Source organism: Hydrogenovibrio kuenenii DSM 12350, from assembly GCF_000526715.1.
Classification (GTDB): Bacteria; Pseudomonadota; Gammaproteobacteria; order Thiomicrospirales; family Thiomicrospiraceae; genus Hydrogenovibrio; species Hydrogenovibrio kuenenii.
On sequence record NZ_JAGP01000001.1, the window covers coordinates 1,882,018 to 1,907,818 of the forward strand.

The window sequence follows — 25,801 nt, forward strand, 5'->3', positions numbered from 1 at the left end:
CATGATCAAACCCAACGTTGCTGTCAATTTAATCTCAGGCGCACTGGGGTCAGGAAAAACCACTTTAGTACGTCAACTGATTGAACAAAAGCCACCAGAAGAGCATTGGGCGCTTTTAATAAACGAATTCGGTGCTATTGGCATAGATGGCGCCATACTCACCCCATCGGCCCTCAACAATACCAATGTATCAACTCATGAGATTCCTGGTGGCTGTATATGCTGTACGGCGCAAGGGGACCTAAAACAAAGTTTATTAGACATTGCTAACAACATTTGTCCCCATCGACTCATTATAGAACCCACTGGTTTGGGAGAGCCCGATACAATCGTCGATGTACTTAAGTCGCCAGAGTGCTCACCTTTTTTTGATATCCAAACTTTGTTTTCTGTATTCGATGCCAGCCAAACTCAAACAGCCGAACTTCAAGAAAAAGCTATTTTTCAAAGCCTGCTCAATATGGCGGATGTGATTTTGCTAAACAAAATTGACCTTGCAAGCAGTGAACAACTTCAGACATTGGAAAACTATTGCCAAAGCCTTTTTCCGCCAAAAAGAAATATCCTCAAAACACAAAATGCCAATACAGATGTTTCTGAAATATTTGGCGAACATTTTACAAACGAACAGTTTCGTTTCTCATTACACAAAACACAAACATCTCATGCGTCTCCTTTACTAGTAGATAACATTCCCCCATCTATTTATAACCTACCTTATGAATCAAAAGACATAGACGGTTTAATTGAGCGAGCCTACCAAAAAACTTCACATGCTCAATCTATCGGATGGGTATTTAATTCCAACGTAGTTTTTGATTGGAAAAAACTTTTTGAACTTTTTGAGCATTTCAGTCAAACACCTGAAATCTTACGAGCCAAAGGTATATTTCGTGTCGGCAACCCACGCATGCTTTTTCAATATGTGCCACAACAGGCAAGCAGAGAAATCATTGCCTATCGTAAAGACAGTCGCCTTGAGCTTTTACTTGAAGAAAATGCTGAGTTTGATTTCATTGCTTTTGAACAAGCACTTGAATCCGCTATCAAATCCCGATAATCAGAACACTATCAAAATCTGCCAGGCTGGGTCACACCGTCTTTTTTACCAGACACATTTTATGCATAAAAAAAGCCCATTACATTTCTGCAATGAGCTCTTTTAAATAAAAACTGCGCTTACGAAATATTATCTCGCTAGCGCTTATAGCATTTATTTCTCAGGTCTTGGCAAACCACCTTCAGTGTACTTAACACCGCCATGCCACTGCCAAATGTAATAAAGCAACGGAATAACCAGAAGGGTTAACACGGTAGAAGACAGTGTTCCAAAGATAAGTGATACTGCCAATCCACCAAATACAGGATCGGTAATCATAATCATCGAACCGAACATGATTGCCAATGCCGTCAACAGAATTGGTCTGAAACGTACTTTACCCGCCTCGATAACAGCATCACGCAAAGTTCTACCTTCTTTACGATATTCAAGAATAAAGTCGATTAACAGCAAGGAGTTCCTAACAACGATCCCTGCAAGTGCAATCACCCCAATCATAGACGTAGCCGTAAAGGCTTGACCGGTAATCCAATGTCCTGGGAAAACCCCAATCATTGTCAAAGGTATCGCCCCCATCACAATAACCGGCATCATAAATGAACGATAATAACCCACCAAAATTAAGTAGATAAATATCAAGGCAACAATAAATGCACTCCCCATATCACGGAATACATCCAACGTTAAACGCATTTCCCCACCCCATAATAGCGTGTAATTCATCACATCTTTGGGTTGCGCGTTTAAGAAGCCAAGGTTCGCTGTATGGAAAGTAACGCCGGATCCAGGTAGTTTCACGCCATCCAACATTTTATCCAGCGTTAGAACCGCATAAACAGGACTAGAACGCAGCAGCTCACCACCAGCCATCACCATTTGATGCTGATCCCTACCTAGAATTGGCTTCGCTTTTTCAACTTTTTTGAGGGTTGCAAAGGCTGAGATTGGTACCGACTCACCCGAACGAGAAGTCACTCTCAACGACAACAGTTGCTGAGGGACCGTTCTTTCCGAGCGCGGTAAGCGCACAATAATATTCACCGGTTCACGCACATTATTTAAGTGCATATACCCCAGTTCAAATCCATTGATATAGTCACGCAACATTTTTGAAACTTTAGCTGGCGCAACGCCCAGCAAGTTCGCTTGCGTACGATCAATATTGATTTCATAACTTTCGGTTGTCGCCGTTACGCTATCATCAATATTCATCATGCCGTAAACCTGATGCATTTTGGCATCTATCTCTTTTGCAGCTTGACGCAACTTGTCATAATCTGGCCCATAAAGCTCAGCCAATATCTGTGTTGTCACAGGAGGACCCGGAGGTGTTTCATAGAGTTTAATATTCGCTGTCGGAAAACTTGCACGAACCGTTTTCAACGCCTTGTTCAAGGACTGAACAATTTGGTGTGATGAAGCATCACGATCATGTTTACTGACCAAATTGACACGAATCTGTGCAAAATTAGATCCTTCCTTAATCAAATCACCACGCACAAGAGCCGCAAAGTCAATTGGTGCATGCTCACCCAAATAAACAGTGTAGTCGGTCACAAAAGGCGTATGCCGCAATACATCCCCAACACGACGCACAACAATATCCGTTGCTTCAAGTGCCGTACCTTCCGGCATATCCACTTGTACCAAGAAGGTACTGGTATTGTCATAAGGCAACATTTTCACTTCGACCCCACCCGCATGTAGCGGATGGTTCATGCCATCAGAGCGAATAAACTGAAGCGCTGGCTGTAACATCGCAGCAATCAGGGAAACCAACACCGCAGCCAAAAAGATATTACGCTTGGTACGATTTTCAATCAAAGGCACAATGGTCTTAGCATACAACTTCTGCATCCAGTCTTCTTCTTGCACATGGTGCGTCTCAAGACTTTCACGAGCTTTCATCTCGGCAATTGCACGCTTACCTAAAAAACGATAAGAAGCATAAGGAACCAAAATATAAGCAATCACCAAAGATGCAATCATTGCCACAGGCACATTGAATGGAATGGGCGCCATAAAGGGCCCCATCATCCCAGTTACAAACAACATAGGGATAAAGGCCAAAATGACCGCAAAAGTTGCCACATTGGTTGGGTTACCGATTTCATTTGTTGCTCGAATCAATACCTGATCAAAGTTTTTGGGATCAAATCCATCATGAATATGCCTGTGTATATTCTCTATCACCACGATGGCAGCATCCACCAACAAACCTAAAGAGAGAATCAGTGCAAACAACGTAATTCGGTTAATCGTTTGCCCCGAAACATACCCTACAAACAGCACCACAAATAAAATAAGCGGAACGGTAAGGGTAACAATTCCAGCCTCGCGCCAACCCAAGAAGAGAATGAGAATAACAACCACCGATCCGACAGCAATGGCTAAATGTTCCATTAACAAATTAACCGCAGCGTTCGCTTTTTTACCGTCATCACGAGTAATATCAATATGCACATTCGATGGCAGCACGCTTTTCTTTAATTCAGCCAATTTTGCCTGCACTGCATCTGCAACTGTTACTGCATTAGTTCCCGGCTTTTTAGCAATCGTAATAGTCACCGCTGGCTTTTCAACATTTGAATATTTTGCTGATGCCATTCCATAACCGATACGTGTATCCGTATCTGTTTCCATTGGTCCATCGGTAATTTTGGCAATATCTTTTAGATAAATAGGGTGCCCCTTAGAAATACCAATGATGATATCCCCTACTTCTTTCGCATTACCAAGATACCCATTCACTCTTACAGGGTAGGTTTTGTTATTGTTGACCAAGCTACCAACAGGTAAAGAAACGTTATTCCCTTTCAACATTTTATTAATTTGTTCAAGAGACAGTCCTGTTAACGCGATTTTTTGCGCATCCAACAGAACATTAATAGCGCGTTTTTTTCCACCAACAACATTGGTAAAAGAAACACCTGGAATATTACGCAGATTCTCTATCAACTTTAAAGAGACATCACGCAAGTCATAACCAGATAGATCATTTGACGTGATTGCTAATGTCATGATTGGCACATCATCAACATTGATTGGTTTAATGATTGGCTGCTGGGTGTCCGGTGGCATCTTATCCATGTTTTGCATGATCTGGTTATAGAGTTTCACCAAGCTTTCAACTTGATTTTCTCCAACCTTAAACTGCACCGTCACAACACCAAAATCTTCACTGGCATAACCGAAGGTATGATCCACACCCGGTAAAGCACTCAAAATAGTTTCTAAAGGCTTAACCACCATGTTTTGCACTTCTTCAGGCGTTGCACCACCTTTCGGCACAATAATGTTCGCTGCTGGCACCACAATTTGCGGATTATATTCACGAGGCGTCACTAAATAAGCGAGCACACCAGCCAACATAATCGCTACCATAATCATCATGGTTATTTTTGAGTGAATAAACATTTTGGCGAGTTTTCCCGCCATATTTAAAGGCGCTTCTTTTTTGACTTGCGCCTCTGAATTGGATTGATCAATCATCTGTTGTTCTGACATAACTTGGCTCTCTGTTATTTATCAGCGGCTTTAATCGCATCTGAAGTTTTGTTTTCGACAATTAAATGATCGCCGTTTAACAGGCTTGTATTATTTTTAACAACAATAACATCACCAAGATTCAAACCAGACTTCACTTCAACACGGTCGCCAATGCTTTCACCTAGGCGCACCATTCTAAAGTTGGCTTGCTTGTCTTCATCAACGAATACACCCTCTATCCCAGAACGTACAACAACCGCTGACTTTGGAACCATAATCGTTTGTCTTTCACCACGTTTAAAGCCTACATGCGCAAAGGTTCCACTATTAACATCCACAGAAGATGCCAAGCTTAATTTCACCGTATGTGAACGTGTTTTAGGGTCAGCAGCACTTACCAATGTATAAATAGTGCCTTTCATCGGTTTAGACTGACCATCAATCAACACTTCAGCGGTATCACCAAGACGTAAGACAGTATAAAGATCTTGAGAAACCTGTGTTTGCACACTCAACGAGTCTCTATTTTCCAAGGCCAAAACTGGGTGTCCAGGTGCAGCCAAATCACCAGCTACAGCCATTTTTTGCACAACTACACCATTAAAAGGTGCTTTTACATTTGAATATTGAAGTTGAGACTTAGCTTGATCAAGATTGGTCTTAGCTGCCACTAAGTTTTCTTGCGCAACTTTATATTGCAGACTGATTTTATCGAACTGCTGTTTAGAGACTGAATCTTCTTCATACAATTTTTTAAAACGATCATAATCCAATTTTGCATCAAGCAAAGCCGCATCAGCTTGCTGATAACCAGATCTCGCTTTTAAAACACCACTTTTCACATCAGCTGAATCAATCGAAAACAGTTCATCACCACGCTTAACTGTTTGCCCAACTTTTACATCTAAGTTTTTAATATAGCCCATCAAACGCGAAGAGATCATTGCCTTCTGATCTGGCACAATTGCGCCAGGAACAACCACTTTTAAAGGAATAGCTCCCAACGAAACGGTTTCAACGCCAACATCCACATTTTGAATGGACAGCGCTTTTTCAGGCTTATCTGACTGACAAGCAACCATAGAGGCCGACATCAATCCCAATACAATTAGTTTTGTTAATCCTTTCATTTCGTTTACCTCTAAATCGAAACTTGTAATAATTCAGTTAAATACTTTAAAAAAACGATTGTTTTTAGTCTGCCATTGAAATCTTCTGGTCCTGCATTTCCATCGTACCTGTAGCCAAACGAAGCTGTGCTTTTTGGGTATTGATTTCAAATGTAGAACGAACCAAATCAGCACGTGACTGATCTAATTGAGCTTGGCTAGCCAGAACTTCTGTCATGGTTGCGACACCATTTTTGTAACGCTTCATGATTAAGCGTTGCGCTTCTTCTGCCTGACCTACCGCTAACTTATTCGATTCACGTTGCTTTTCGGCAACATGCAATGAACGCCATGCCTTTAAAACCATCAATTTAGTTTGGTTTTCTTTAGATTGAAGCGCTGCTTGCTTTTCATTTGCAGCTGCATTGGCTTGATCAATTTTGCTGGAAGTTAAACCAAAGTCAGTTAATTTCCAAGATACAACTCCTGCAACTGTATAAGAATGACTTCCAAGCCCAAGGTTTTTATCATGGGTATCGCCACGCGCCATAATATTAAAGCTTGGATAGTTATCCGCTTTACTGGCATCAATGGCCGCTAAGGAAGACCTCACAACTTGACGCGACGCCTCAACTTGAGGGTTAGCATCATTTGCCATAGCCAGCAATTTCTGTAAGTTATCCGAAGGTACAGTTAAATCGACACGAGGCCCTACAGTTAAAGGCGTGTTGTCATCAATATTCATCAACACTCTTAAGTTATCTTTGGCTATCTGTTCTTGAGTCTGCGCCTTTTCAAGCGCTGTCATTGCTTGAGACAAATGAACATTCGCACTTAACAACTCACTTTTAACAACAATACCCTGTTCAACCATGTTTTTGGTTGTTTCAACATAAGACTTCGATGCTTTTACAGCTTGCTCTGCAACTTGAACAAAGGCTTTTGCTGTATGCACTCCTTCATAGGCTTGATACACATGAAAAGTCAGCACTTGCTTCACAGCTTCATCACCGTGCTGCGCCGCTTGAATCATTGCTTTAGCCTGCTCTTGAAAGCTAGATACTCGACCACCATTCCAAACCGGAACCATGACTTCTAATCGAGTATTAAAATCAGAGTGAGAACCTGGGTTGTTTAAATCATTGGGGGCATATCCCCAGTTCCCCGCATTGAATGCCGCAGCTGTTTGGTTATTAAACCCAAAGTCTCCGAGAGTTGCCTCACGCTGACTTAACTTCATGCCAAATACATTCAACGCATCATCAGAATTCATTGCCGTTGCAGACAAAGTGATTTTTGGGTAGCGTTGCGCATCAGACTGTTTTAAAGCAGATTCAGCTTGCTGCAAACGGTAGCGACTTGCACCTACTTCTGGGTTCTGCGTTAAGGTTAAATCAACGCATTGACGAAAAGAATATTCTTGAGCATGCACTGGCGCACTTATCAACATTGAACTGGTTAAAATTGCAGATAGTGACAGCACAATCTTACGTGGTTTTAGGTACATAGAGATTCCTTTGTACTTTATCTCAATCATTTAGAATGAATTTAACGCTAGACTATTGAATCAAACCTTATAAATCAATCTTATTAAGATATTAGTAAATACTTATATTTGTGCAGATTATATATAAGAAAACTCTAATATTCTAGTAGCAACACCTGTTTTAACCAAACTAATTGCCTATGGAAAAAATGACTCGCTTGACGTCGGCAGTAGATACTAGGTAAAGATGACTGCTTCATAGCCCAGTCTAAAACCTCATGGGAAGAAACTACTTCGTCCTCTCCTCCCTGTATAAGCACCCAAGGAACATCAACACCCACGTCAGAAAAGTCATACAACCCAATTGCTGGTGCAACCGTACAAATTGCATCAGCCTGTAATGCTGAGCACTGCTTTAAGGAGATATAACCACCAAAGGAAAATCCTGCTAGCACCAAATGAACAACAGAATGCGATTGCTTTAACCAATCAACGACACATTTAAGATCATTTTGTTCGCCTTCACCATTATCATAATCACCCTCTGATAACCCAACACCTCTAAAGTTATAAGAAACTGTTCCATAACCCAAAGACTGAAAAGTACGCTCCATTGTCGTCACAACTTTATTATCCATGGTGCCACCAAACTTGGGGTGAGGGTGACTCAAAACAACCCAATGATCCTCATAAGGGTTCTCTGCTTGATCATTACCGGTTCTTTTTCTTCCTGGCAACGTCAAACGTATCTCTAATTTACCAACTTCACCTTCTATTGATTTTGACATCTATTTTTTCCATAACCTCTGACAGAACTAAGATGATTTTTTAAACCCAATTCACCCAAGCACTTTTTTCACAAACTATATAATAAACACTCTAATTAAAACAAAATGTAAATCTGAAATGAAAAAAATAGTGATCGATGATGCTGTTCCTTATGCTCAAGAGATGTTTTCTCACCTTGGTGAAATAACACTTATTCCCGGACGTGACATTAATGCAGAGACAGTAAAAGATGCTGATGCATTAATTGTTCGTTCGCGCACCCAAGTAAATGAATCTCTACTTAATGGCTCTACAGTTTCATTCGTTGGTAGTACCGTTGTTGGTTTAGACCACATAGACCAACACTACCTTGCTGATCAACATATTCACTTCTATTCGGCACAAGGTTGTAACGCCAACTCTGTTTCAGAATATGTTATTAGCTGCCTACTCTATCTCGCAGAAGAAAAAGGATTTCAACTTAAAGATAAATCGATTGGTATTATTGGCGTTGGCAATGTTGGAAAACTATTAGAACAAAAAGCTCGCGGGCTTGGCATGACGGTTTTGTTAAACGACCCTCCAAGGCAAGAACGAGAAGGTCTGCCACACTTCGTCAACCTTCAAACCGCACTTTCAGCAGACATCGTTAGCTTCCATACCCCTTTAACAACAGAAGGGGCTCACCCTAGCTATCAACTGCTTAACTCAACAAACTTTCACTTGGTCACCCCCTCAACCATTTTGATTAATGCTGCCAGAGGAGGAATTATTGATGAAACCATTTGGACTCAAACCCCAACACTATCAAACATAATTGATTGCTGGGAAAATGAACCCAATATAAATGAGTCTTTATATCAAGCAGCTGATATCGCCACCCCACATATAGCGGGACATGCATTGGAAGCCAAAATTAAAGGGAGCAGCATGGTTTATGAAGTTTTGTGCCAACACTGGAACGAAACACCTCAAAACCATTGGCAAGAAAAAGTTCCACACCCTAAAACACCACTCATTACCGATCTCGAAAAACCATTTCAAACCACGCTATTTAACATAGTGCGACAATGCTATGACCCACTTACTGATGACTACGCTATCCGTTCCACCCGAATTAATGAGGTATATAAAAAATTTGAATACTATAGACGACACTATCCTACCCATCATGAATGGACGCAGTTCGATGTAAAAAGTGGTCGTTTAGCCGCTGAAAACTCATGTATAAAAGCGCTTGGTTTCAACGTCTTAGACATATAAGCAAATAACTATTTAGTAATTCGCAAATATTAGAAATTGGTTATTAATCATAAAATATAGTTATTCCTGAACAAAAAATTTAATTTTTCTTTTATGAATGACAGGAGTAACCTTGCTTCTGAAAAATTGATACATATCAATTCGACAACTCAATGGAGATACCTTAATGAAATTAGTAAACCTTTTCAAAGTTGCCCTAGTCGCAGCAGCGATTTCTACCCTTTCAGGTTGCGGAACCATTAACGCAATCAACAATCTTGCACCAGGTGCAGGTACAACATTCATGCAAATCTGGGATAAGTGGGTTAAGCATGATGGCGACATCGCAGCAGCAACTATGTGGGAAGTTAAAGTTGATGACGGCGTTGAACTACAAGATGTAATCGATGCAATCAACAACGTAGGGATTAACAACAACATTAAAAACGTTGGTGAACTACCATTATCAAAAGAATTGAACGCTCGCGGCATCAAATCAGATACTGTTTACGTTATGTCTTTCTGTAACCCAGAAACTGCACGTAAAATGCTAGACTTCTCTCCAGCTATGGGTGGTTTCCTACCTTGTCGTGTTACTATCGTTGGTGAAAAAGATGGCCTACATCTTTACTCAATGAACATGGACATGGCAATCAAAATGGGTAAAAAGATGCCTCCAGAATTACGTAAAGCAACTATGAAAGTGCGTAACACTATCTGGGAAATGCTACAAAAAGGTAAATCAGGCGCTTTCTAAGCATAAATACCTGACAACCCTCAAGACATATTAGTCTTAATCAAAAACCCCGTTTATCGGGGTTTTTTTTCACTTCTTTTACAGCACAACACCAATACAACACCTCGAATTTCTCATCTAAAAAAACAAAACCATCAGAACCAACTCCCACTGAAAAACAAGTCCCCCTCCCAATAAAAGGCGCACCTAAACATATAAAACAAATCTCTAATATTCGAAAATTAGCATATTAATAACTCATAATAAAAAAAACATAGAAAGCCATAAAATTATTTTAACCCCCTCCACAAAATGGAAAAATAACAGTATTTCCTTATATTAATAAAGGCTTATTTTTATATAAATCAACACCTTATACACAAACTCTAACGATTTTACGCACTTTCCAACAATAAACATCATTCGGAATTAATCCCACTAATACAGCATAAAATTTTTTTGATTATCAAGATGTAAAAGTCTTAGGCATAGTAGCTCCCTGATAAGCATGTGGCTTGGTTCATGGATGACCCAAACTCTTTAGGAAAAGAAGCCACACCAAATTCAACTATAAGAGAGAGTAATGAAAAAATGAAGATGACTCGAATTGCATTAGCGATCGCAGCAACAGCTGTAGTTTCAACGCCTGCTTTGGCAACTAATGGTGACTCACTAATCGGTCTAGGTGCACATTCTCGTGCAATGGGTGGTACTGGTGCAGCTATGTTTATGGGGTCTGAAAACGCCCTAACCAACCCAGGTCTTTTAGGTAAGTCAAAAGGTACTGAATTCGCTATTGGTGGCACACTATTTAAGCCTGCCGTTAAAGACAAATCAACTACTGCTGGCGCAACAAGCCCAACAAGTGCAAACGATACCAACATTATCCCTGAAGTTTCTCTATCTACTCGTTTAGATAAAAATCTGACTTTTGGTCTAGGTATTTTTGGTTCAGCAGGTATGGGGGTTGACTACCAAGACGATAATAAACTTTTCAATGCATACAGCAACCTTCAACTAATGAAATTTGCGCCAACTTTAGCCTATAACACAAGTAAGTTTGGTATTGGTTTTGCTCCAGTACTACAATACGGCGCACTTGATATCAACTATAAAAACACTTCAGGTACAGTTGGTAACGGCATGTCATCTGACCTAGGCATGGGCTTTAACCTAGGTGGTTACTTTGATCTTGCTAAAAACCTAACTCTTGGTCTTTCATATCAGTCAGCTATTGACATGAAATACAAAAACCAAATCACTACTGCCTCAAAAGGGTTCGCCCTAACAGGGTTCACTGACCATTTGGAACAACCTGCCGAACTTAAAGCGGGTGTGGCTTATGGCATGGGTAACTACACGATTACAGCTGATGCTAAACAAATCGCTTGGGGTTCAGCAAAAGGTTACAAAGACTTTAACTGGAAAGACCAAAACGTATTTGCTCTAGGTATGAAGTATGCAGGTCAAGGTTATTGGCTAGGTGCAGGTGCTAACTATGGCGATGACCCAATCAAAAAGCTTAACGATTCTTCCTACTCAAATCAAGCTGTTAACATGTTTAACAATGTGTTCTTCCCAGGTATCGTAACAACTCACGTTACTTTCGGTGGTGGTTACAAGCTAACCAAAAATATGGCTCTAGACGGTTCTGTGGTTTACGCGCCAGAAGTTAACAAAACAATTAATACTGGGTTTATTTCTAAAACGACTGCAACTGGTACCACGCAGAAAACCACTCACTCTCAAATTGGGTACACGGTTTCTCTACGCATGAACTTCTAATCTAGATTAGAAAATTGCATGAATAAAAAAACCGCTCTTATGAGCGGTTTTTTTGTATCTAAATCATCCTCATAGCAAGACCCCAGCCTGGTAGATTTTCAATAAATCACCTCTTGTAAACAATTTGTCATTTATTATTTTTTGAAATTAGTGCATACTGCGGAAAAGTTCGTTTTTAAGTCAGATTCTTCTGTATGGAGTTCTAAAGTGGCAAGAGTTTTAATAGCAGGTTGCGGTGATTTAGGCTGTCGTTTGGCAGATATCCTAACGGCCGATGGGCATGAAATTTTTGGTATTCGTCGCAACGTAGACGATCTACCAGAAAATATATCGCCAATAGCATCTGATTTATTTGCACAACCACCTGAAGTACCAGATAACATTGATTATGCATTCTATATTGTTGCTGCCAGCAGCCACAAAGATATAGCCTACTACCAAGCCTATGTACTTGGTTTAAAAAATCTGATTCAGTCTTTAAGCGGCCAAAAACTAAAGCGTCTTTTCTTTGTTTCCAGCACTTCTGTATTTGGGCAAAACGATGGCGAAAAAGTAACTGAAGAAAGCCCTACCGAAGGCAAGCACTTTACCAGCCAGCGCTTGTTAGAAGGTGAAGAGTTGGCTTTTAATGCACCTTTTCCTGCCACAGTTATTCGATTTGGTGGTATTTATGGCCCTGGGCGCACGCATTTAATTGACTTGATCTTAAAGGGTAAAGCACATTGTATGGAAGGCGTCTACAGCAATCGCATTCATTCAGAAGACTGCGTGGGCATCATGGCGCACTTAATGAAATATGACAAAACCAATAGCTTATATATTGGCGTGGATAATGAACCCACTCTAACTTGTGAAGTTTACGAATGGCTAGCTGATCAACTTTCGGTGCCGCAAGATATTGAACACCTTGAACCCACCGAGAGCAGTCGGGCGCAAAGAAGTAATAAGCGTCTTTCAAACGCTAAAATTCGTGCGACAGGTTATGAGTTTAAATACCCTTCTTTCGAAGAAGGGTATGGCGAAATGCTAGAAAACTATTAAGCGCCTTGCGTGGCAAATATTTGCCACGCTTTCAAAATAATTTACTTATCGTTTTTTTTCGGTGACTCTTCGGAATCCAGAACTTCACCCTCAATCACATCTGACTGTGATGAATGATAAGTCACATGCACTTGCTTAACATGACCATTTTCCGACTCAGTCCATTCTGTTTCATAGACATTACCATCACGCCCATGTTGACGAGCATAGTTAGATTGACGCTGCAAAATAAACTTGCGCGCCAAAAACTGTCTAATGGGTGGGATTAAAAACAACAGGCCAAAGGTGTCTGTAATAAATCCGGGTATCAATAGAAACAAACCACCCAAGAAAATAAACATTCCTTCCATCATTTCCGTTTCAGGTGCTCGCCCCATGGCCAAACTTTGTTGCGCTCTTTGTAAGGTAGCAACACCTTGGTTTTTCATCAAACCAGCACCAACAATAGCAGTAAATATGGTTAATAATATTGTTGGCAAAGCACCAATGACACTACCCACTTCTATCAGAACATAAAGCTCTACAAGCGGCACCAACAAAAACATCAGGAAGAAAACTTTAAACATAAGGGTCTCTTTTCTAGGATCTTAATTTTTTACAACCCCAATACCATAGCAACAATCTTGGGTTTGCATCAAATTTAAGATAGAATTCAGCTAAGTTCTATACAATTAAGTTTGAAATACTATTGAGTGCACGCCATTTATATTTTCAGGCATACCTCTTAGTTTAAGATAATAACGAAATAGATATTTTCAAGGCATAACTATGACAAACTCCACTTTTCGCAATTTATTAAGACTCTTTCTTTTTACCTTTAGTCTTTTTGCACTCACATCCAACGCATATGCGGATGATGAACTATTAGATGTCAATCAAGCCTTCAAACTGGCAATACCAGAGGTAAAAGATGGACAAATCCATTTACATTGGACTATTGCGAAAGATTACCACCTATACAAACAACGAGTCTCTATTGCTTCCAGCGACTTGAAACTCGGCACTCCAAAATTCAGCCAAGCCATCACCAAAGATGACCCTGTGTTTGGTAAGACCGAAGTCTATTTGAATAAGTTGGATATTCAACAGCCTTTTGAAACGACAAAACTATCAGAAGCAACCATCACGGTGAAATACCAAGGGTGTGCAGATAAGTTAGGCGTTTGTTATCCACCGCAAACACGACAGCTATCCGTTACCATTCCCGCTGCAACTTCAGGAAACAGCCTTTCCAGCTTGAATGATGTTCTTGCGGACAGCAATGATGATGGCGAGCTTTTACCAGCTGATAAAGCTTTTGCTTTTACAAGCCACCAAGACAATAAGGGTAACTTAATCCTTAACTTTAAAGTGACTCAGGGCTACCACCTGTATAAAGACAAAATCAAAGCTTCTGTCTTAAGTGGCCCTGCACAACTTGGCGCTCTACAACTTCCTAAAGCAGAGCCAAGCAACGACCCTGTATTTGGCGATACTCTAGTTTACAAAACCGACTTTGAAGCCATATTGCCAGTTTCTAACTTAACTGCTGATTCAAAAATTCAAATTGGCTACCAAGGATGTTCAGACTTAGCGGGCGTATGCTATCCACCTGAAAAGAAACAAGTTTCACTTTCAGAGAACACTGCAAGTGCAACAAACTCTCCAGCAGCAAGCAACACGGCTGCACCTGTGTCTGAAACAGATCAAATCACTCAAACACTACAACATAGTTCTGTGTGGATTATCATCGGTACTTTTTTCCTGTTTGGTTTACTGTTATCTTTAACGCCATGCGTATTCCCGATGATTCCTATTTTGTCCAGCATCATCGTTGGTCAAGGTGACAGCTTAACAACACGCAAAGCATTTGTTATGTCTTTGGTTTACGTGCTTGCCATGTCTATCACCTATACCGTTGCAGGGGTGTTGGCAGGGTTATTTGGTGAAAACCTACAAGTCATGTTCCAAAACCCATGGATTATCGGTAGTTTCGCATTTATCTTCGTACTACTGTCATTCTCTATGTTTGGCTTCTATGAGCTACAACTGCCAAGTGCATTGCAATCAAAAATCACCAACCTATCCAATAAACAACAAGGCGGTACTTTAACCGGTGTTGGCATTATGGGCTTCTTGTCCGCACTAATTGTTGGGCCATGTGTTGCGCCACCGTTAGCAGGTGCTTTGATTTATATCGGCCAAACAGGTGATGCCCTTTTAGGTGGAACCGCACTGTTTGCAATGAGTATTGGTATGGGCGTTCCTCTACTGCTACTAGGAACTTCCGCAGGAAAACTACTACCAAGAGCCGGTGTATGGATGGAAAACGTCAAAGCGGTATTTGGTGTATTGATGCTTGGCGTTGCCATCTGGATGGCAGCACGCATCTTACCTGACGCAGTTACTATGGCGCTTTGGGCTGCTCTACTGATTGGTTCTGCAATTTACCTAGGCGCACTTGAATCGATTGGTGAGAAATCCGGTTGGTCTAAGCTAACGAAATCGATAGGATTTATCCTACTGACTTATGGTGTAATTATGATTATCGGCTTAGCTGGTGGTAGCAAAGACGTTATGCAACCTTTAAAAGTTTATCAAGGCGGTGCTTCAGGTTCAGCCACAAGTGCAGAGCAACACCTTGCTTTTAAGCGAATCACAACACTTGATGAACTGAAAGCAGAAGTCGCTAAGGGCAAGCCAGTCATGCTAGATTTTTATGCCGACTGGTGTGTGAGCTGTAAGGAAATGGAGAAATTCACCTTCTCAGACGCAGGCATTATGCAGCAACTAAAAGGTGTTACGCTTCTTCAAGCTGATGTCACTGCCAACAACAATAATGACAAAGCACTAATGAAAGCTTTTGGTATTATTGGACCACCTGCGATTCTATTCTTTAAAGATGGGCAGGAAGTTCGTCAAAACCGAGTAATTGGTTTCCAAAAACCAGAACAGTTCTCACAAAACGTTCAGGCTTCATTTAAATAAACTTTCTTTAAGTACCCCCCAGCCTGGTAGATTTTAAAAATCTGCCAGGCTGGGTACCTTCATACTCCCCACAAAACCTTCAAATCCTACTCAAAACCACCAAAACACCACTTTCAAAACATTTCGCGTATTTTCAATAGACTTTTGACCAGTTTCCGTATCGTTTTTATTGATATTTAGGTATAATTTCAAAAATTTACAAACAACTAGAACAAGCTTTCACAACAAAGCAATAGACTTTATCAATTGAATGCTGCGTTCTTCTTCAATCCTAGGGTGTACTCATGGCAAATATTTTGGTACTGAACGGTCCCAACCTTAACATGCTTGGCAAACGTGAACCTGAGCATTATGGACGTCAGACGCTATCAGATATTGTTGAAGAACTCGAAACACTGGCAGATGATTATGAAGTGCGTTTATACCACTTCCAAAGCAATGCAGAACACGAACTCGTAGAGCGCGTACAAGAAGCACAGGATGATCAAATCGACTTCATCCTCATCAACCCTGCAGCTTTTACCCATACAAGTGTGGCACTTCGCGATGCATTGGCGACTGTAAAAATCCCATTCATCGAAATTCACCTGTCAAACATTTACAAACGTGAAGACTTTCGTCATCACTCATTCTTTTCCGACCTTGCTGAAGGCGTTATTGCTGGCTTAGGCCCTATTGGCTACCAGCTCGCTTTAGCATCTGCTGTCGAAAAACTGAAGTAGTATGAAAAAACAAAATTATATTCAACTAATTATTAAATTTTAAATAGAGGGACTCCGAAGATGGACATTCGATCAATTCGCAAGCTTATCGAAATCGTAGAACAATCCGATATTGCTGAAATCGAAATCAAAGAAGGCGAACACAATATTCGCATTACTCGAAGCCAAGAACCTGTTTATATGCAAGCCCCAATGATGCAACACATGCCTCAACAGGCAGCACCTGCTGCTGCGCCAGCGCCAGCTGCAACACCAACTGCTTCTGCTGAACCCGCTGCTCCTGCAGAAGCATCAGGACACAAGGTTGCTTCTCCAATGGTTGGTACTTTCTATGCATCTCCATCACCAGATGCTGGGCCATTCGTTAAAGTCGGTGACAAGGTATCTGAAGGCGACACGCTTTGCATTATCGAAGCGATGAAAATCATGAACCCAATTGAAGCGGATAAATCTGGTACGATCAAACAAATTCTAGTTCAAAACGCTGAACCTGTAGAGTTTGGTCAAACTCTATTCGTTGTTGAATAATCAAATTCTGCGGAGAGTTTATGATTGAAAAAATTCTGATTGCGAACCGCGGTGAAATCGCGCTTCGCGTCTTACGTGCCTGTAAAGAAATGGGCATTAAAACCGTTGCGGTACACTCTACCGCAGACGCTAATTTAAAGCATGTTCTACTTGCTGACGAATCTGTCTGCATTGGTCCAGCACCATCCTCAGAAAGCTACCTGAATGTACCAGCCATTATTGCAGCGGCGGAAATCACCGATGCTGAAGCCATTCACCCAGGTTATGGTTTCTTATCTGAAAACGCAGACTTTGCAGAACGCGTAGAAGAAAGTGGTTTTGTGTTTATCGGCCCAAAAGCTGAAACTATCCGTATTATGGGTGACAAGGTTTCTGCCATTAAAGCAATGGTCGCTGCCGGTGTTCCAACCGTTCCAGGTTCTGGTGGCCCTTTAGGCGACAATGACGATGAAAACAAACGCATGGCTAAAAAAATCGGTTATCCGATTATCATTAAAGCATCTGGTGGTGGCGGTGGACGCGGCATGCGTGTCGTCCATACCGAAGCCAGCTTGATTAAGTCAATCCAGTTGACCAAATCAGAAGCAGGCAGTTTCTTCGGCAACCCTGAAGTCTACATGGAAAAATTCCTTGAGAATCCTCGCCATATAGAAATCCAAGTTCTTGCAGATGGTCAAGGCAATGCAATCCACCTTGGTGAACGTGACTGTTCAATGCAGCGTCGCCACCAAAAAGTGGTTGAAGAAGCCCCGGCACCTGGCGTTACTGCCGAACAACGTAACCGAATTGGTACGGCGTGTGTCAATGCGTGTATTGAAATTGGTTATCGTGGTGCCGGAACATTTGAGTTCTTATATGAAAACGGTGAGTTCTACTTCATAGAAATGAACACGCGTCTTCAAGTAGAACACCCTGTCACAGAGCAAGTTACCGGTGTTGACTTGGTTAGAGAACAGATCAAAATCGCTATGGGTGAACCTTTATCTTTAAAACAAGAAGATATTGAGATTCGTGGTCATGCGATTGAATGTCGTATCAATGCAGAAAACCCTGCTAAAAACTTCATTCCATCTCCTGGTAAAATCGAAAGATTACACTTAGCAGGTGGTTTAGGTGTTCGTTGGGATTCTCACCTTTATACAGGCTACCCTGTTCCACCAAACTACGACTCTATGATCGGTAAACTGATTTGTTACGGAAATGACCGCCAAACAGCGATACGTAGAATGGATGTAGCACTTCAAGAATTGATTATCAAAGGCATTGAAACCAATATTCATATGCAACGCGAAATCATGAACGACGCTGGCTTCTGCGAAGGTGGACAAAATATCCACTATCTAGAACATAGATTAGAACACCTCGTTTAATCTAAAAGCACTGTTTTAGCAACCACGGAGAAAACGTTTATGACGTTTGATACCGTGGTTTTTTTGTTTTAAGGAATACACTAACTGAAAACATAACGAGAAAGCCAAAACCACGGCAAAAATTTTGTGGAGGTGTGTAATTTACTCATAGTAAATAAGCATCCTGAACATATGTTTAGCAAATGGTTTGGGTTTCGCAATAGTTTTCAACTGGAAGCATCAATGGCCTGGATACAAATAAACCTCACTGTAGAAGAAAAACTGGCAGAGCCCTTATCGGACGCTTTTATGGAAGCCAATGCTGCTTCTGTTACCTTTATGGATGCAGAAGATCGCCCAATTTACGAACCTGATCTGGGTACAACACCTATTTGGCAACAAACGACGGTGATGGCACTATTTGATGCCGAAGTTGAGGTTCAACCTATTTTGAACTTAGTCACTTCAATTCTGCCAGAGCTAAAAAATGCTAACTTCAAAGTTGAAGTACTTGAAGACAAAGATTGGATTCGTGCCTGGATGGATCAATTTCAACCTATTAAGTTTGGCCAAAACCTTTGGATTGTGCCTAGTTGGAGTGAAGCACCAGATGCCAATGCGGTGAACCTAATGCTCGACCCAGGTATGGCATTTGGTACAGGCACTCACCCGACTACCTCCATGTGTTTAACTTGGCTGGATGCGCATCCACCAAAAGACAAAACGGTCATAGACTACGGCTGTGGCTCTGGCATTTTAGCTCTAGCAGCGTCAAAACTTGGCGCAAAAGAAGTCAAAGGGACGGATATTGATCCGCAAGCTATTACAGCAAGCCAGCAAAATGCTGAACGAAATAATGCCACCATTGAGTTCGAGCTTGTAAAGGATTTTGATGCAGAGCCTGCTGATATTTTATTGGCAAATATCCTGGCTGGTCCCTTAAAAGAATTAGCTCCCGAATTTTTTCGTCTTACAAAACCTAAAGGTTCATTAATTTTATCTGGGATTCTAACAACGCAGGCTAAAGAATTAATTGCTCATTATCAAACGCTCGGTTTTCATTTACTGGAACACAACCAGCTAGATGAGTGGACCCAGTTGACCTTTGAAAAACAATAATGCTTTAACTTGTTAAAAACCCATGCATCCCTACTTCGCATCATTATCAGACTCCAACTCATCAGACCGAGCTAAGCCGACTGTTGCACTTGCTCCTATGGCTGGCGTAACTGACCGTGTGTTTCGTGATATTTGCCGTACTCTCGGGGCCGACTATGCGGTATCGGAAATGGTAGCCTCAAAGAAAGAACTCTGGCAATCTGCAAAATCTTCCAGCCGCCACGCAGATGAAAATGAAGAGGCTCCTCGTATCGTCCAACTACTGGGAACTAACCCTACGGAACTGGCGGAAGCAGCAAAATGGCAACAAGACCGTGGCGCACAAGTCATAGACCTGAATATGGGATGCCCAGCAAAAAAAGTTTGTGATGTCGCGGCAGGTTCTGCCCTCTTGGCTTATCCAGAACGGGTACAACAAATTTTCGAGGCCGTGCAAAATGCCGTTGACCTACCTGTTACCGTCAAAATTCGCACAGGAACGACACCAGAAAATAAAAATGCATTACAAATAGCAAAGCTTGCCGAAGATTGCGGGTTATCCGCTATTACCATTCACGGTCGTACACGTGCTGATAAATTCAATGGAAAGGCTGAATACGACACCATTCGAGACGTTAAATCCTCGGTCTCAATTCCGGTGATTGCGAATGGTGACATTTGCACCCCCGAAGATGCAGATTTTGTATTAAAATATACGCTTTGTGATGGCATCATGATAGGACGCGCTGCTCAAGGTAACCCATGGTTATTTAAGCAAATTTCGCACTATCTCGACACACAACAGCTTTTGAAAAACCCAACTCTCTTAGAGGTAAAGAACGTCATGCTTGAACATCTGCATGGACTTTACAAACTCTATGGAGAACAGCAAGGGCATAGAATAGCTCGAAAACATATAGGCTGGTACAGCCAACACTTAACCAACGGCACTAAACTTAGAAAACAATTTAACCAATTAGGTAACACTCAAGCACAGCTTGATTTAGTAAAAGAGTTTTTTAATTAACATGACTTCACCTAGCGAAAAAAAATACAGTTCTTTAAGCGATCACGTCACCCTTACGTTAGACGCTTACTTTAAAACGCTGCAAGAAGAAGTGCCTTCGGATGTGTACCAACTCGTCATCAGTCAGGTTGAAAAACCGATGATTGAATTCATTTTGAATCGAACGGACTATAACCAGAGCAAAACCGCAGACATCCTCGGTATCAATCGCAACACACTGCGAAAAAAGATTCAAACTTACCAGATTTCAAAACCCTAATTTAAATTCAAATTTTTATGTTACTTAACTTCGGAGAAAACCTATGAAACCTGTTCGCCGCGCGCTTATTAGTGTGTCCGACAAAACCGGCATCCTGGAATTTGCCCAATCGCTTAGTTCAATGGGCGTTGCCATTCTTTCTACAGGAGGAACCTACAAGGTTCTGTCGGAAGCAGGTTTGCCTGTTACAGAAGTCTCTGAATATACTGGTTTCCCAGAAATGATGGATGGTCGTGTAAAAACCCTTCATCCTAAAATTCACGGTGGCCTTTTAGGACGTCGCGGCAAAGATGATGCCATTATGAACGAACACGGTATCGACCCAATTGATATGGTCGTGGTCAACCTTTATCCATTTGAAGCAACCGTTGCGAAACCTGACTGCTCTTTGGAAGATGCTGTTGAAAACATCGACATCGGCGGCCCAACAATGTTGCGCTCTGCAGCTAAAAACCACAAAGACGTTTCTGTAGTAACCGACCCTGCTGACTATGCTCGTATTTTAGAAGAAATGTCTGCTAACTCTGGACAACTCAGTCATGCAACCCGCTTTGACTTAGCAATCAAAACATTTGAACAAACGGCACGTTACGATGGCGCTATCGCCAACTACTTCGGCACCATGTTTAATGAAGAAGCCGAAGACAAGTTCCCGCGTACCTACTCAACGCAATTCGTCAAAAAACAGAGTATGCGCTATGGCGAAAACCCTCATCAAGCAGCCGCTTTCTATACCGAGCGTAACCCAAACGAAGCTTCGATTTCTACTGCAACGCAAATTCAAGGTAAGGCTTTGTCTTTCAACAATATCGCCGACACCGATGCTGCATTGGAATTAGTCAAAACTTTTGATGATACGGCTTGTGTTATCGTTAAACACGCTAACCCTTGCGGGGTTTCTATTGGCGCCAGTTTATTCGAAGCTTATGACCGTGCTTACAAAACCGATCCAACTTCTGCATTCGGTGGCATTATCGCTTTTAACCGTGAATTGGATGCAGAAACAGCACAAGCCATTGTTGACCGTCAATTTGTCGAAGTTATTATTGCGCCGAGTGTTTCTAAAGATGCTGAAGCAGTGGTTGCTGCTAAACAAAACGTGCGTCTTTTAGCTTGCGGCGAACTCGGAGAACAGCAAGCAGCTTATGATTACAAACGTGTGACTGGCGGCTTATTGGTTCAAGATCGTGACCTAGGTAGCGTAACCGAAGCAGACTTAAAGGTTGTTACTGAGCGTACACCTTCTGCAAAAGAAATGGCAGACCTACTCTTTGCTTGGAAAGTCGCTAAATACGTTAAGTCCAACGCTATTGTTTATGTCAAAGACGGCATGACTATCGGTGTTGGTGCAGGACAAATGAGCCGAGTTTACTCAGCGAAAATCGCAGGTATTAAAGCGGCAGATGAAGGTTTAGAAGTTCCTGGTTCTGTCATGGCATCTGATGCTTTCTTCCCATTCCGCGATGGAATTGATGCGGCGGCGGAAGCTGGCATTACAGCAGTTATTCATCCTGGCGGCTCTATGCGTGACCAGGAAGTGATTGATGCTGCAAATGAGCATGGTATTGCGATGGTGTTCACAGGTATGCGCCACTTCAAACACTAAGGTCGTAATGGCTTATTTGCTCAATCTCGTTGTTGGCTAATCCGCTTCCGATGCTCACGTACAGTCAAGTACACTGCGCTTCGGGTCGGTTAGCCGCCTAGATATTGAACAAAACGCGCATTACTTAAATAGTGTTTAAGAAAAGATAGAATTTCTAACTCGTAAGAGAGAGTACAAAATAATGAATGTATTAGTTATCGGAAGTGGTGGACGTGAGCATGCACTGGCATGGAAAACAGCTCAATCCAACAAAGTTGCCAAAGTTTTTGTCGCCCCTGGAAATGCAGGAACGGCACTTGAGCCAAATCTGGAAAACGTCAATATCTCAGTAGAAGACCTACCCAGCCTGGTAGATTTTGCTAACAACAATGATATTGCTTTAACCATCGTTGGCCCAGAAGTGCCTTTGGTACTTGGTGTTGTCGATGCTTTTGAAGCTGCTGGTTTAAAATGTTTTGGCCCTTCAAAAGGTGCTGCGCAGCTTGAAGGTTCAAAAGCTTTTTCGAAAGACTTTTTGGCGAAACACAAAATCCCAACAGCGGATTACCAAGTATTTACCGAAATTCCACCGGCAGTAAGCTACATTGAAAAAATGGGCGCGCCGATTGTAATTAAAGCCGATGGTCTTGCCGCTGGTAAAGGCGTTATTCTTGCTGAAACTGTGGCTGAAGCCATTGCCGCTGTTGAAGACATGTTAGCAGGTAACAAATTTGGTGATGCCGGTGCTCGCGTTGTAATCGAAGAATTCCTATTCGGTGAAGAAGCCAGCTTCATTGTCATGGCGGATGGCAAAAACATTCTGCCTATGGCTACTTCCCAAGACCACAAAGCGCGTAATAATGGTGATACAGGCCCGAATACTGGTGGTATGGGGGCTTACACCCCTGCCCCTGTGGTTACTCGTGATGTACATGATCGCATTATGAAAGAGGTGATTGAGCCGACGATTGAGGGCATGGCAAAAGACGGCCTACCTTATACCGGCTTTTTATATGCTGGCGTCATGATTTCACCAGACGGAACACCAAAAGTACTCGAGTTTAACTGTCGATTTGGTGACCCTGAAACCCAACCAATCATGATGCGTTTGCAATCTGATCTAAGCGAACTTTGTTTAGCAGCGCTAGATAAGCGTTTAAATGAAGTCACTGCACAATGGGATTTCAGAGCAGCGCTTGGCGTTGTTATGGCTGCTGGTGGTTACCCTGACGATTATCGTAAAGGCGACGTTATTTCTGGACTGGATTCTGATGTTCTTAAAAACGCAGCTGATATTAAGGTATTCCACGCAGGAACCACGTTAAATGAAGCCGGCGATGTCGTGACCTCTGGTGGTCGTGTGCTTTGTGTTACAGCACTCGGTGAAAACGTTACTGAAGCACAAAACCGTGCTTATGCAGGTTTAAAAGAGATTACATGGCAAGATGTTTATTATCGTACTGATATTGGTCATCGTGCTATCTCAAGAGAAGCTGTACGCTAAGTTAATCGAGTCACTCGCTCGATATAGAAAAGGCAATCCGTATGGATTGCCTTTTCTTTTTATATGAATCACAAACCTCTATCAAAAGAAGTAATGTGCAGACACGCCAATCAATGCTTCAAGCATTCCCAAAATCAAATTAGTGATAATAATGGGTCTCATCTTGCTATTTAAAACCTTTCCAGCCTCAGCAAAATTTTCATCTTCTATATGTTTTTTAAATCGCTTACAAAAACCAAAATACAGCCAGGCAAATAAAACAATCATTATCCATCCGATTATTTCCATAGCCAAAAGGTAGAGCGGTGGAGACTCAAAACCACCCAACCTAAAAATCCAATCTGTATAGCCTGATATGACTAATGCCACAATAAACACCCAAACCCATGGAAAAAACTTGCTAAAGATGCCCAAAAACATCGTTAATCTTTGCGGCGGTTCAAGCTGCGTCATCGCAACAGGGCGGAATACCATATAGACCAAAAAAATACCGCCTACCCAAAAAATAGCGGCTAGCAAATGTACAAACATGGTTAAAACATAGAGATATTGCATAACGATATTTCCCAAATGAGATAATTATTTCGCAGAGGTTATTTCTGCGCAGTTCACATTGATTATCATCGCTCAGTTATCGCGAAGCAAACCTATTTAATTATTTTTTCAATACAAACAACTTTAAAGTACCGCCATAATTATTGACAAACCTCTTCCTTAGCCAACTAAAATTCATTATGATTACAAAAACATAATTGCATTTTTTATGCCGCCGGAGGGTTCCATGTCTGATCTAGAAAGTGTTCATAACTTTTATGAAAAAAAAGTATTTGACGAAATAAACGACCACTACCTTAATTCAGGGCTGACAGAAAACCAATTGGCTGATATGGCCTGTATCGCACTTAACCGCATCCCACCAAAATACATCCGATATGACATAGACATGTCTTTTTATATGTCTGGCCAAGAACACCAGGAAGTTGACGAACGTGTAAAACAGGCTGTCAAAAAAGCCCATAAAAAGATAAAAAAACTCGATGAAATTGAATAACCTGATTTATCATGCCTGAGAAAATTGCTCAACTGGCTCGCAATGCCACTTTAAGACAGCTGCAAGTATTTGAATGCATTGCCAACAACCAAAGCTTCTCAAGGGCTGCGGAAGAGCTTCACCTTACACAACCAACAGTCTCCATGCAGGTTAAAAAACTGTCGGATATTTTAGAAGTCCCTTTGTTTGAACAAGTTGGCCGAAAAGTTTATTTAACGGAAGCAGGCAAAATTCTGTACGAAGCTTGTTCTACAATTTTGACAGAGCTTTCAACCGTTGAACAAAAGATTAACCACCTAAAAGGTTTCTCTGGTGGAAGCGTCAAACTATCTGTTATCTCCACCGCACAGTATTTTGTTCCAAAAGTCATTCATAAGTTTTCACAAGCCTACCCGGATGTAACTGTTTTAATGCGCGTAGGTAACAAGGAAAACCTTTTAGATAGATTAAATCAAAATAAAGATGACTTTTATTTATTAGGTCAACCACCTGAAGACCTAAACATCAACTCTGCACAAATAGCAGTGAACCCTCTCGCATTTGTCGCCAACAGTCAGCACCCACTCGTTGGAAAAAAACTAAAAATTGAAGACTTATCAGAGGAAGCTTTCTTAATGCGTGAAACAGGATCAGGCATTCGCGCCCAAATCGACAATGTATTTAAACAGTTCGACTTTCAACCTAAAATCAAAATGGTATTAGGCGGAAACGAAGCCATTCGTTTAGGCTTACTACAAAATCTAGGCATTACCGTTGCCTCTATTCCCACCTTAATGAAAGAAATTGAAAACGGCGAGATTTCTATTCTCAATGTAAAAGGTTTTCCTATCAACCGTCATTGGTATCTGACCTATCCAAAAGGGAAGGTTCTTTCTATAGCTGCTGAAAGAATGATTGAGCTGCTCAAAATTGAAGGGCAACAACTCAGTGATAAAGCATTTAATCTATTTAATTCTTAATTTTCGATAGACGAAAAGCTATACAATGAATCAAAA

At 41.4% G+C, this 25,801-nt stretch carries 22 protein-coding genes; 16 read left to right on the forward strand and 6 right to left on the reverse strand.

All coding sequences use genetic code 11. The annotated features are described in order from the left end of the window. Nucleotide 1: 1 nt before the first annotated feature. Nucleotides 2–1,060 carry a CobW family GTP-binding protein gene (locus tag N745_RS0108925; RefSeq protein WP_024851779.1) on the forward strand — a complete coding sequence of 353 codons (1,059 nt, stop codon included), beginning with the start codon at nt 2–4 and terminating at the stop codon, nt 1,058–1,060. 153 nt (nt 1,061–1,213) lie between these two features. On the opposite strand, the gene N745_RS0108930 is transcribed toward N745_RS0108925, so the two are convergent. The 4 genes from N745_RS0108930 to N745_RS0108945 form a co-directional block, all read right to left on the reverse strand. Further along, a complete protein-coding gene (locus tag N745_RS0108930; RefSeq protein WP_024851780.1) occupies nt 1,214–4,552 on the reverse strand; it encodes an efflux RND transporter permease subunit in 3,339 nt (1,112 codons plus the stop codon). Between the two features lie 29 nt (nt 4,553–4,581). After that, on the reverse strand, nt 4,582–5,679 hold the full coding sequence (locus N745_RS0108935) for an efflux RND transporter periplasmic adaptor subunit (RefSeq protein ID WP_024851781.1): 1,098 nt from the start codon (nt 5,677–5,679) through the stop codon (nt 4,582–4,584). A 64-nt stretch (nt 5,680–5,743) separates the two neighbouring features. After that, nucleotides 5,744–7,165, reverse strand: a complete 1,422-nt coding sequence (locus N745_RS0108940) for a TolC family protein (protein WP_024851782.1) — start codon at nt 7,163–7,165, stop codon at nt 5,744–5,746. Nucleotides 7,166–7,299: 134 nt separating this feature from the next. Next, nucleotides 7,300–7,932: an alpha/beta hydrolase gene (locus N745_RS0108945; RefSeq protein WP_024851783.1), complete on the reverse strand. Its 633-nt coding sequence runs from the start codon at nt 7,930–7,932 to the stop codon at nt 7,300–7,302. A gap of 118 nt (nt 7,933–8,050) precedes the next feature. Between N745_RS0108945 and N745_RS0108950 the strand changes: the two genes are divergently transcribed. From N745_RS0108950 to N745_RS0108965, 4 genes are all read left to right on the forward strand, one after another. Beyond that, nucleotides 8,051–9,175 (forward strand): 4-phosphoerythronate dehydrogenase, encoded by a 1,125-nt coding sequence (locus N745_RS0108950; RefSeq protein WP_024851784.1) that lies wholly within the window; start codon nt 8,051–8,053, stop codon nt 9,173–9,175. 166 nt (nt 9,176–9,341) lie between these two features. Then, nucleotides 9,342–9,911, forward strand: a complete 570-nt coding sequence (locus tag N745_RS0108955) for a DUF302 domain-containing protein (protein ID WP_024851785.1) — start codon at nt 9,342–9,344, stop codon at nt 9,909–9,911. Nucleotides 9,912–10,481: 570 nt separating this feature from the next. Beyond that, complete coding sequence (locus N745_RS0108960; protein ID WP_024851786.1) at nt 10,482–11,675, forward strand: OmpP1/FadL family transporter; 1,194 nt, start codon at nt 10,482–10,484, stop codon at nt 11,673–11,675. Between the two features lie 207 nt (nt 11,676–11,882). Continuing rightward, nucleotides 11,883–12,716, forward strand: coding sequence for an NAD-dependent epimerase/dehydratase family protein (locus N745_RS0108965; RefSeq protein ID WP_024851787.1), 834 nt, complete (start codon nt 11,883–11,885; stop codon nt 12,714–12,716). A 41-nt stretch (nt 12,717–12,757) separates the two neighbouring features. Here the strand turns inward: N745_RS0108965 and N745_RS0108970 are convergent, their stop codons facing one another. Then, nucleotides 12,758–13,282, reverse strand: a complete 525-nt coding sequence (locus N745_RS0108970; protein WP_024851788.1) for an FxsA family protein — start codon at nt 13,280–13,282, stop codon at nt 12,758–12,760. Nucleotides 13,283–13,484: 202 nt separating this feature from the next. On the opposite strand from N745_RS0108970, the gene dsbD reads away from it, so the two are divergent. The 9 genes from dsbD (at nt 13,485) to purD (ending at nt 23,755) form a co-directional block, all read left to right on the forward strand. Then, entirely contained in the window at nt 13,485–15,683 is a 2,199-nt protein-coding gene (gene dsbD / locus N745_RS0108975) for a protein-disulfide reductase DsbD (protein WP_024851789.1), read from the forward strand. Nucleotides 15,684–15,967: 284 nt separating this feature from the next. After that, entirely contained in the window at nt 15,968–16,405 is a 438-nt protein-coding gene (gene aroQ, locus N745_RS0108980) for a type II 3-dehydroquinate dehydratase (protein WP_024851790.1), read from the forward strand. 60 nt (nt 16,406–16,465) lie between these two features. Then, nucleotides 16,466–16,933 (forward strand): acetyl-CoA carboxylase biotin carboxyl carrier protein, encoded by a 468-nt coding sequence (accB, locus tag N745_RS0108985; protein WP_024851791.1) that lies wholly within the window; start codon nt 16,466–16,468, stop codon nt 16,931–16,933. A 20-nt stretch (nt 16,934–16,953) separates the two neighbouring features. Next, entirely contained in the window at nt 16,954–18,303 is a 1,350-nt protein-coding gene (gene accC, locus N745_RS0108990; RefSeq protein WP_024851792.1) for an acetyl-CoA carboxylase biotin carboxylase subunit, read from the forward strand. Nucleotides 18,304–18,525: 222 nt separating this feature from the next. After that, the gene (gene prmA, locus N745_RS0108995) at nt 18,526–19,401 is read left to right on the forward strand and encodes a 50S ribosomal protein L11 methyltransferase (protein ID WP_024851793.1); all 876 of its coding nucleotides are present in this window, start codon (nt 18,526–18,528) and stop codon (nt 19,399–19,401) included. Nucleotides 19,402–19,423: 22 nt separating this feature from the next. Beyond that, the gene (gene dusB / locus N745_RS0109000; protein ID WP_024851794.1) at nt 19,424–20,407 is read left to right on the forward strand and encodes a tRNA dihydrouridine synthase DusB; all 984 of its coding nucleotides are present in this window, start codon (nt 19,424–19,426) and stop codon (nt 20,405–20,407) included. Between the two features lies 1 nt (nt 20,408). After that, nucleotides 20,409–20,666 carry a helix-turn-helix domain-containing protein gene (locus tag N745_RS12800; RefSeq protein ID WP_024851795.1) on the forward strand — a complete coding sequence of 86 codons (258 nt, stop codon included), beginning with the start codon at nt 20,409–20,411 and terminating at the stop codon, nt 20,664–20,666. A gap of 43 nt (nt 20,667–20,709) precedes the next feature. Next, nucleotides 20,710–22,272 (forward strand): bifunctional phosphoribosylaminoimidazolecarboxamide formyltransferase/IMP cyclohydrolase, encoded by a 1,563-nt coding sequence (gene purH, locus N745_RS0109010; RefSeq protein WP_024851796.1) that lies wholly within the window; start codon nt 20,710–20,712, stop codon nt 22,270–22,272. Between the two features lie 181 nt (nt 22,273–22,453). Beyond that, nucleotides 22,454–23,755 (forward strand): phosphoribosylamine--glycine ligase, encoded by a 1,302-nt coding sequence (gene purD, locus N745_RS0109015; protein WP_024851797.1) that lies wholly within the window; start codon nt 22,454–22,456, stop codon nt 23,753–23,755. 81 nt (nt 23,756–23,836) lie between these two features. Here the strand turns inward: purD and N745_RS0109020 are convergent, their stop codons facing one another. Then, a complete protein-coding gene (locus N745_RS0109020; protein WP_024851798.1) occupies nt 23,837–24,310 on the reverse strand; it encodes a CopD family protein in 474 nt (157 codons plus the stop codon). Between the two features lie 226 nt (nt 24,311–24,536). Here N745_RS0109020 and N745_RS0109025 point away from each other — a divergent pair, with 226 nt between their 5' ends. Both N745_RS0109025 and N745_RS0109030 read left to right on the forward strand, forming a co-directional pair. After that, nucleotides 24,537–24,806: a late competence development ComFB family protein gene (locus N745_RS0109025; protein WP_024851799.1), complete on the forward strand. Its 270-nt coding sequence runs from the start codon at nt 24,537–24,539 to the stop codon at nt 24,804–24,806. Between the two features lie 11 nt (nt 24,807–24,817). Then, entirely contained in the window at nt 24,818–25,765 is a 948-nt protein-coding gene (locus N745_RS0109030; RefSeq protein WP_024851800.1) for a LysR family transcriptional regulator, read from the forward strand. The last annotated feature ends 36 nt before the right edge of the window (nt 25,766–25,801 follow it).

Excerpts from the sequence above, each read along its gene's own strand:
- N745_RS0108925 (WP_024851779.1), top strand. The coding sequence starts at position 2 with ATGATCAAACCCAACGTTGCTGTCAATTTAATCTCAGGCGCACTGGGG.
- N745_RS0108930 (WP_024851780.1), bottom strand. The coding sequence starts at position 4,552 with ATGATTGATCAATCCAATTCAGAGGCGCAAGTCAAAAAAGAAGCGCCT.
- N745_RS0108935 (WP_024851781.1), bottom strand. The coding sequence starts at position 5,679 with ATGAAAGGATTAACAAAACTAATTGTATTGGGATTGATGTCGGCCTCT.
- N745_RS0108940 (WP_024851782.1), bottom strand. The coding sequence starts at position 7,165 with ATGTACCTAAAACCACGTAAGATTGTGCTGTCACTATCTGCAATTTTA.
- N745_RS0108945 (WP_024851783.1), bottom strand. The coding sequence starts at position 7,932 with ATGTCAAAATCAATAGAAGGTGAAGTTGGTAAATTAGAGATACGTTTG.
- N745_RS0108950 (WP_024851784.1), top strand. The coding sequence starts at position 8,051 with ATGAAAAAAATAGTGATCGATGATGCTGTTCCTTATGCTCAAGAGATG.
- N745_RS0108955 (WP_024851785.1), top strand. The coding sequence starts at position 9,342 with ATGAAATTAGTAAACCTTTTCAAAGTTGCCCTAGTCGCAGCAGCGATT.
- N745_RS0108960 (WP_024851786.1), top strand. The coding sequence starts at position 10,482 with ATGAAGATGACTCGAATTGCATTAGCGATCGCAGCAACAGCTGTAGTT.
- N745_RS0108970 (WP_024851788.1), bottom strand. The coding sequence starts at position 13,282 with ATGTTTAAAGTTTTCTTCCTGATGTTTTTGTTGGTGCCGCTTGTAGAG.
- dsbD (WP_024851789.1), top strand. The coding sequence starts at position 13,485 with ATGACAAACTCCACTTTTCGCAATTTATTAAGACTCTTTCTTTTTACC.
- aroQ (WP_024851790.1), top strand. The coding sequence starts at position 15,968 with ATGGCAAATATTTTGGTACTGAACGGTCCCAACCTTAACATGCTTGGC.
- accB (WP_024851791.1), top strand. The coding sequence starts at position 16,466 with ATGGACATTCGATCAATTCGCAAGCTTATCGAAATCGTAGAACAATCC.
- accC (WP_024851792.1), top strand. The coding sequence starts at position 16,954 with ATGATTGAAAAAATTCTGATTGCGAACCGCGGTGAAATCGCGCTTCGC.
- prmA (WP_024851793.1), top strand. The coding sequence starts at position 18,526 with ATGGCCTGGATACAAATAAACCTCACTGTAGAAGAAAAACTGGCAGAG.
- dusB (WP_024851794.1), top strand. The coding sequence starts at position 19,424 with ATGCATCCCTACTTCGCATCATTATCAGACTCCAACTCATCAGACCGA.
- N745_RS12800 (WP_024851795.1), top strand. The coding sequence starts at position 20,409 with ATGACTTCACCTAGCGAAAAAAAATACAGTTCTTTAAGCGATCACGTC.
- purH (WP_024851796.1), top strand. The coding sequence starts at position 20,710 with ATGAAACCTGTTCGCCGCGCGCTTATTAGTGTGTCCGACAAAACCGGC.
- purD (WP_024851797.1), top strand. The coding sequence starts at position 22,454 with ATGAATGTATTAGTTATCGGAAGTGGTGGACGTGAGCATGCACTGGCA.
- N745_RS0109020 (WP_024851798.1), bottom strand. The coding sequence starts at position 24,310 with ATGCAATATCTCTATGTTTTAACCATGTTTGTACATTTGCTAGCCGCT.
- N745_RS0109025 (WP_024851799.1), top strand. The coding sequence starts at position 24,537 with ATGTCTGATCTAGAAAGTGTTCATAACTTTTATGAAAAAAAAGTATTT.
- N745_RS0109030 (WP_024851800.1), top strand. The coding sequence starts at position 24,818 with ATGCCTGAGAAAATTGCTCAACTGGCTCGCAATGCCACTTTAAGACAG.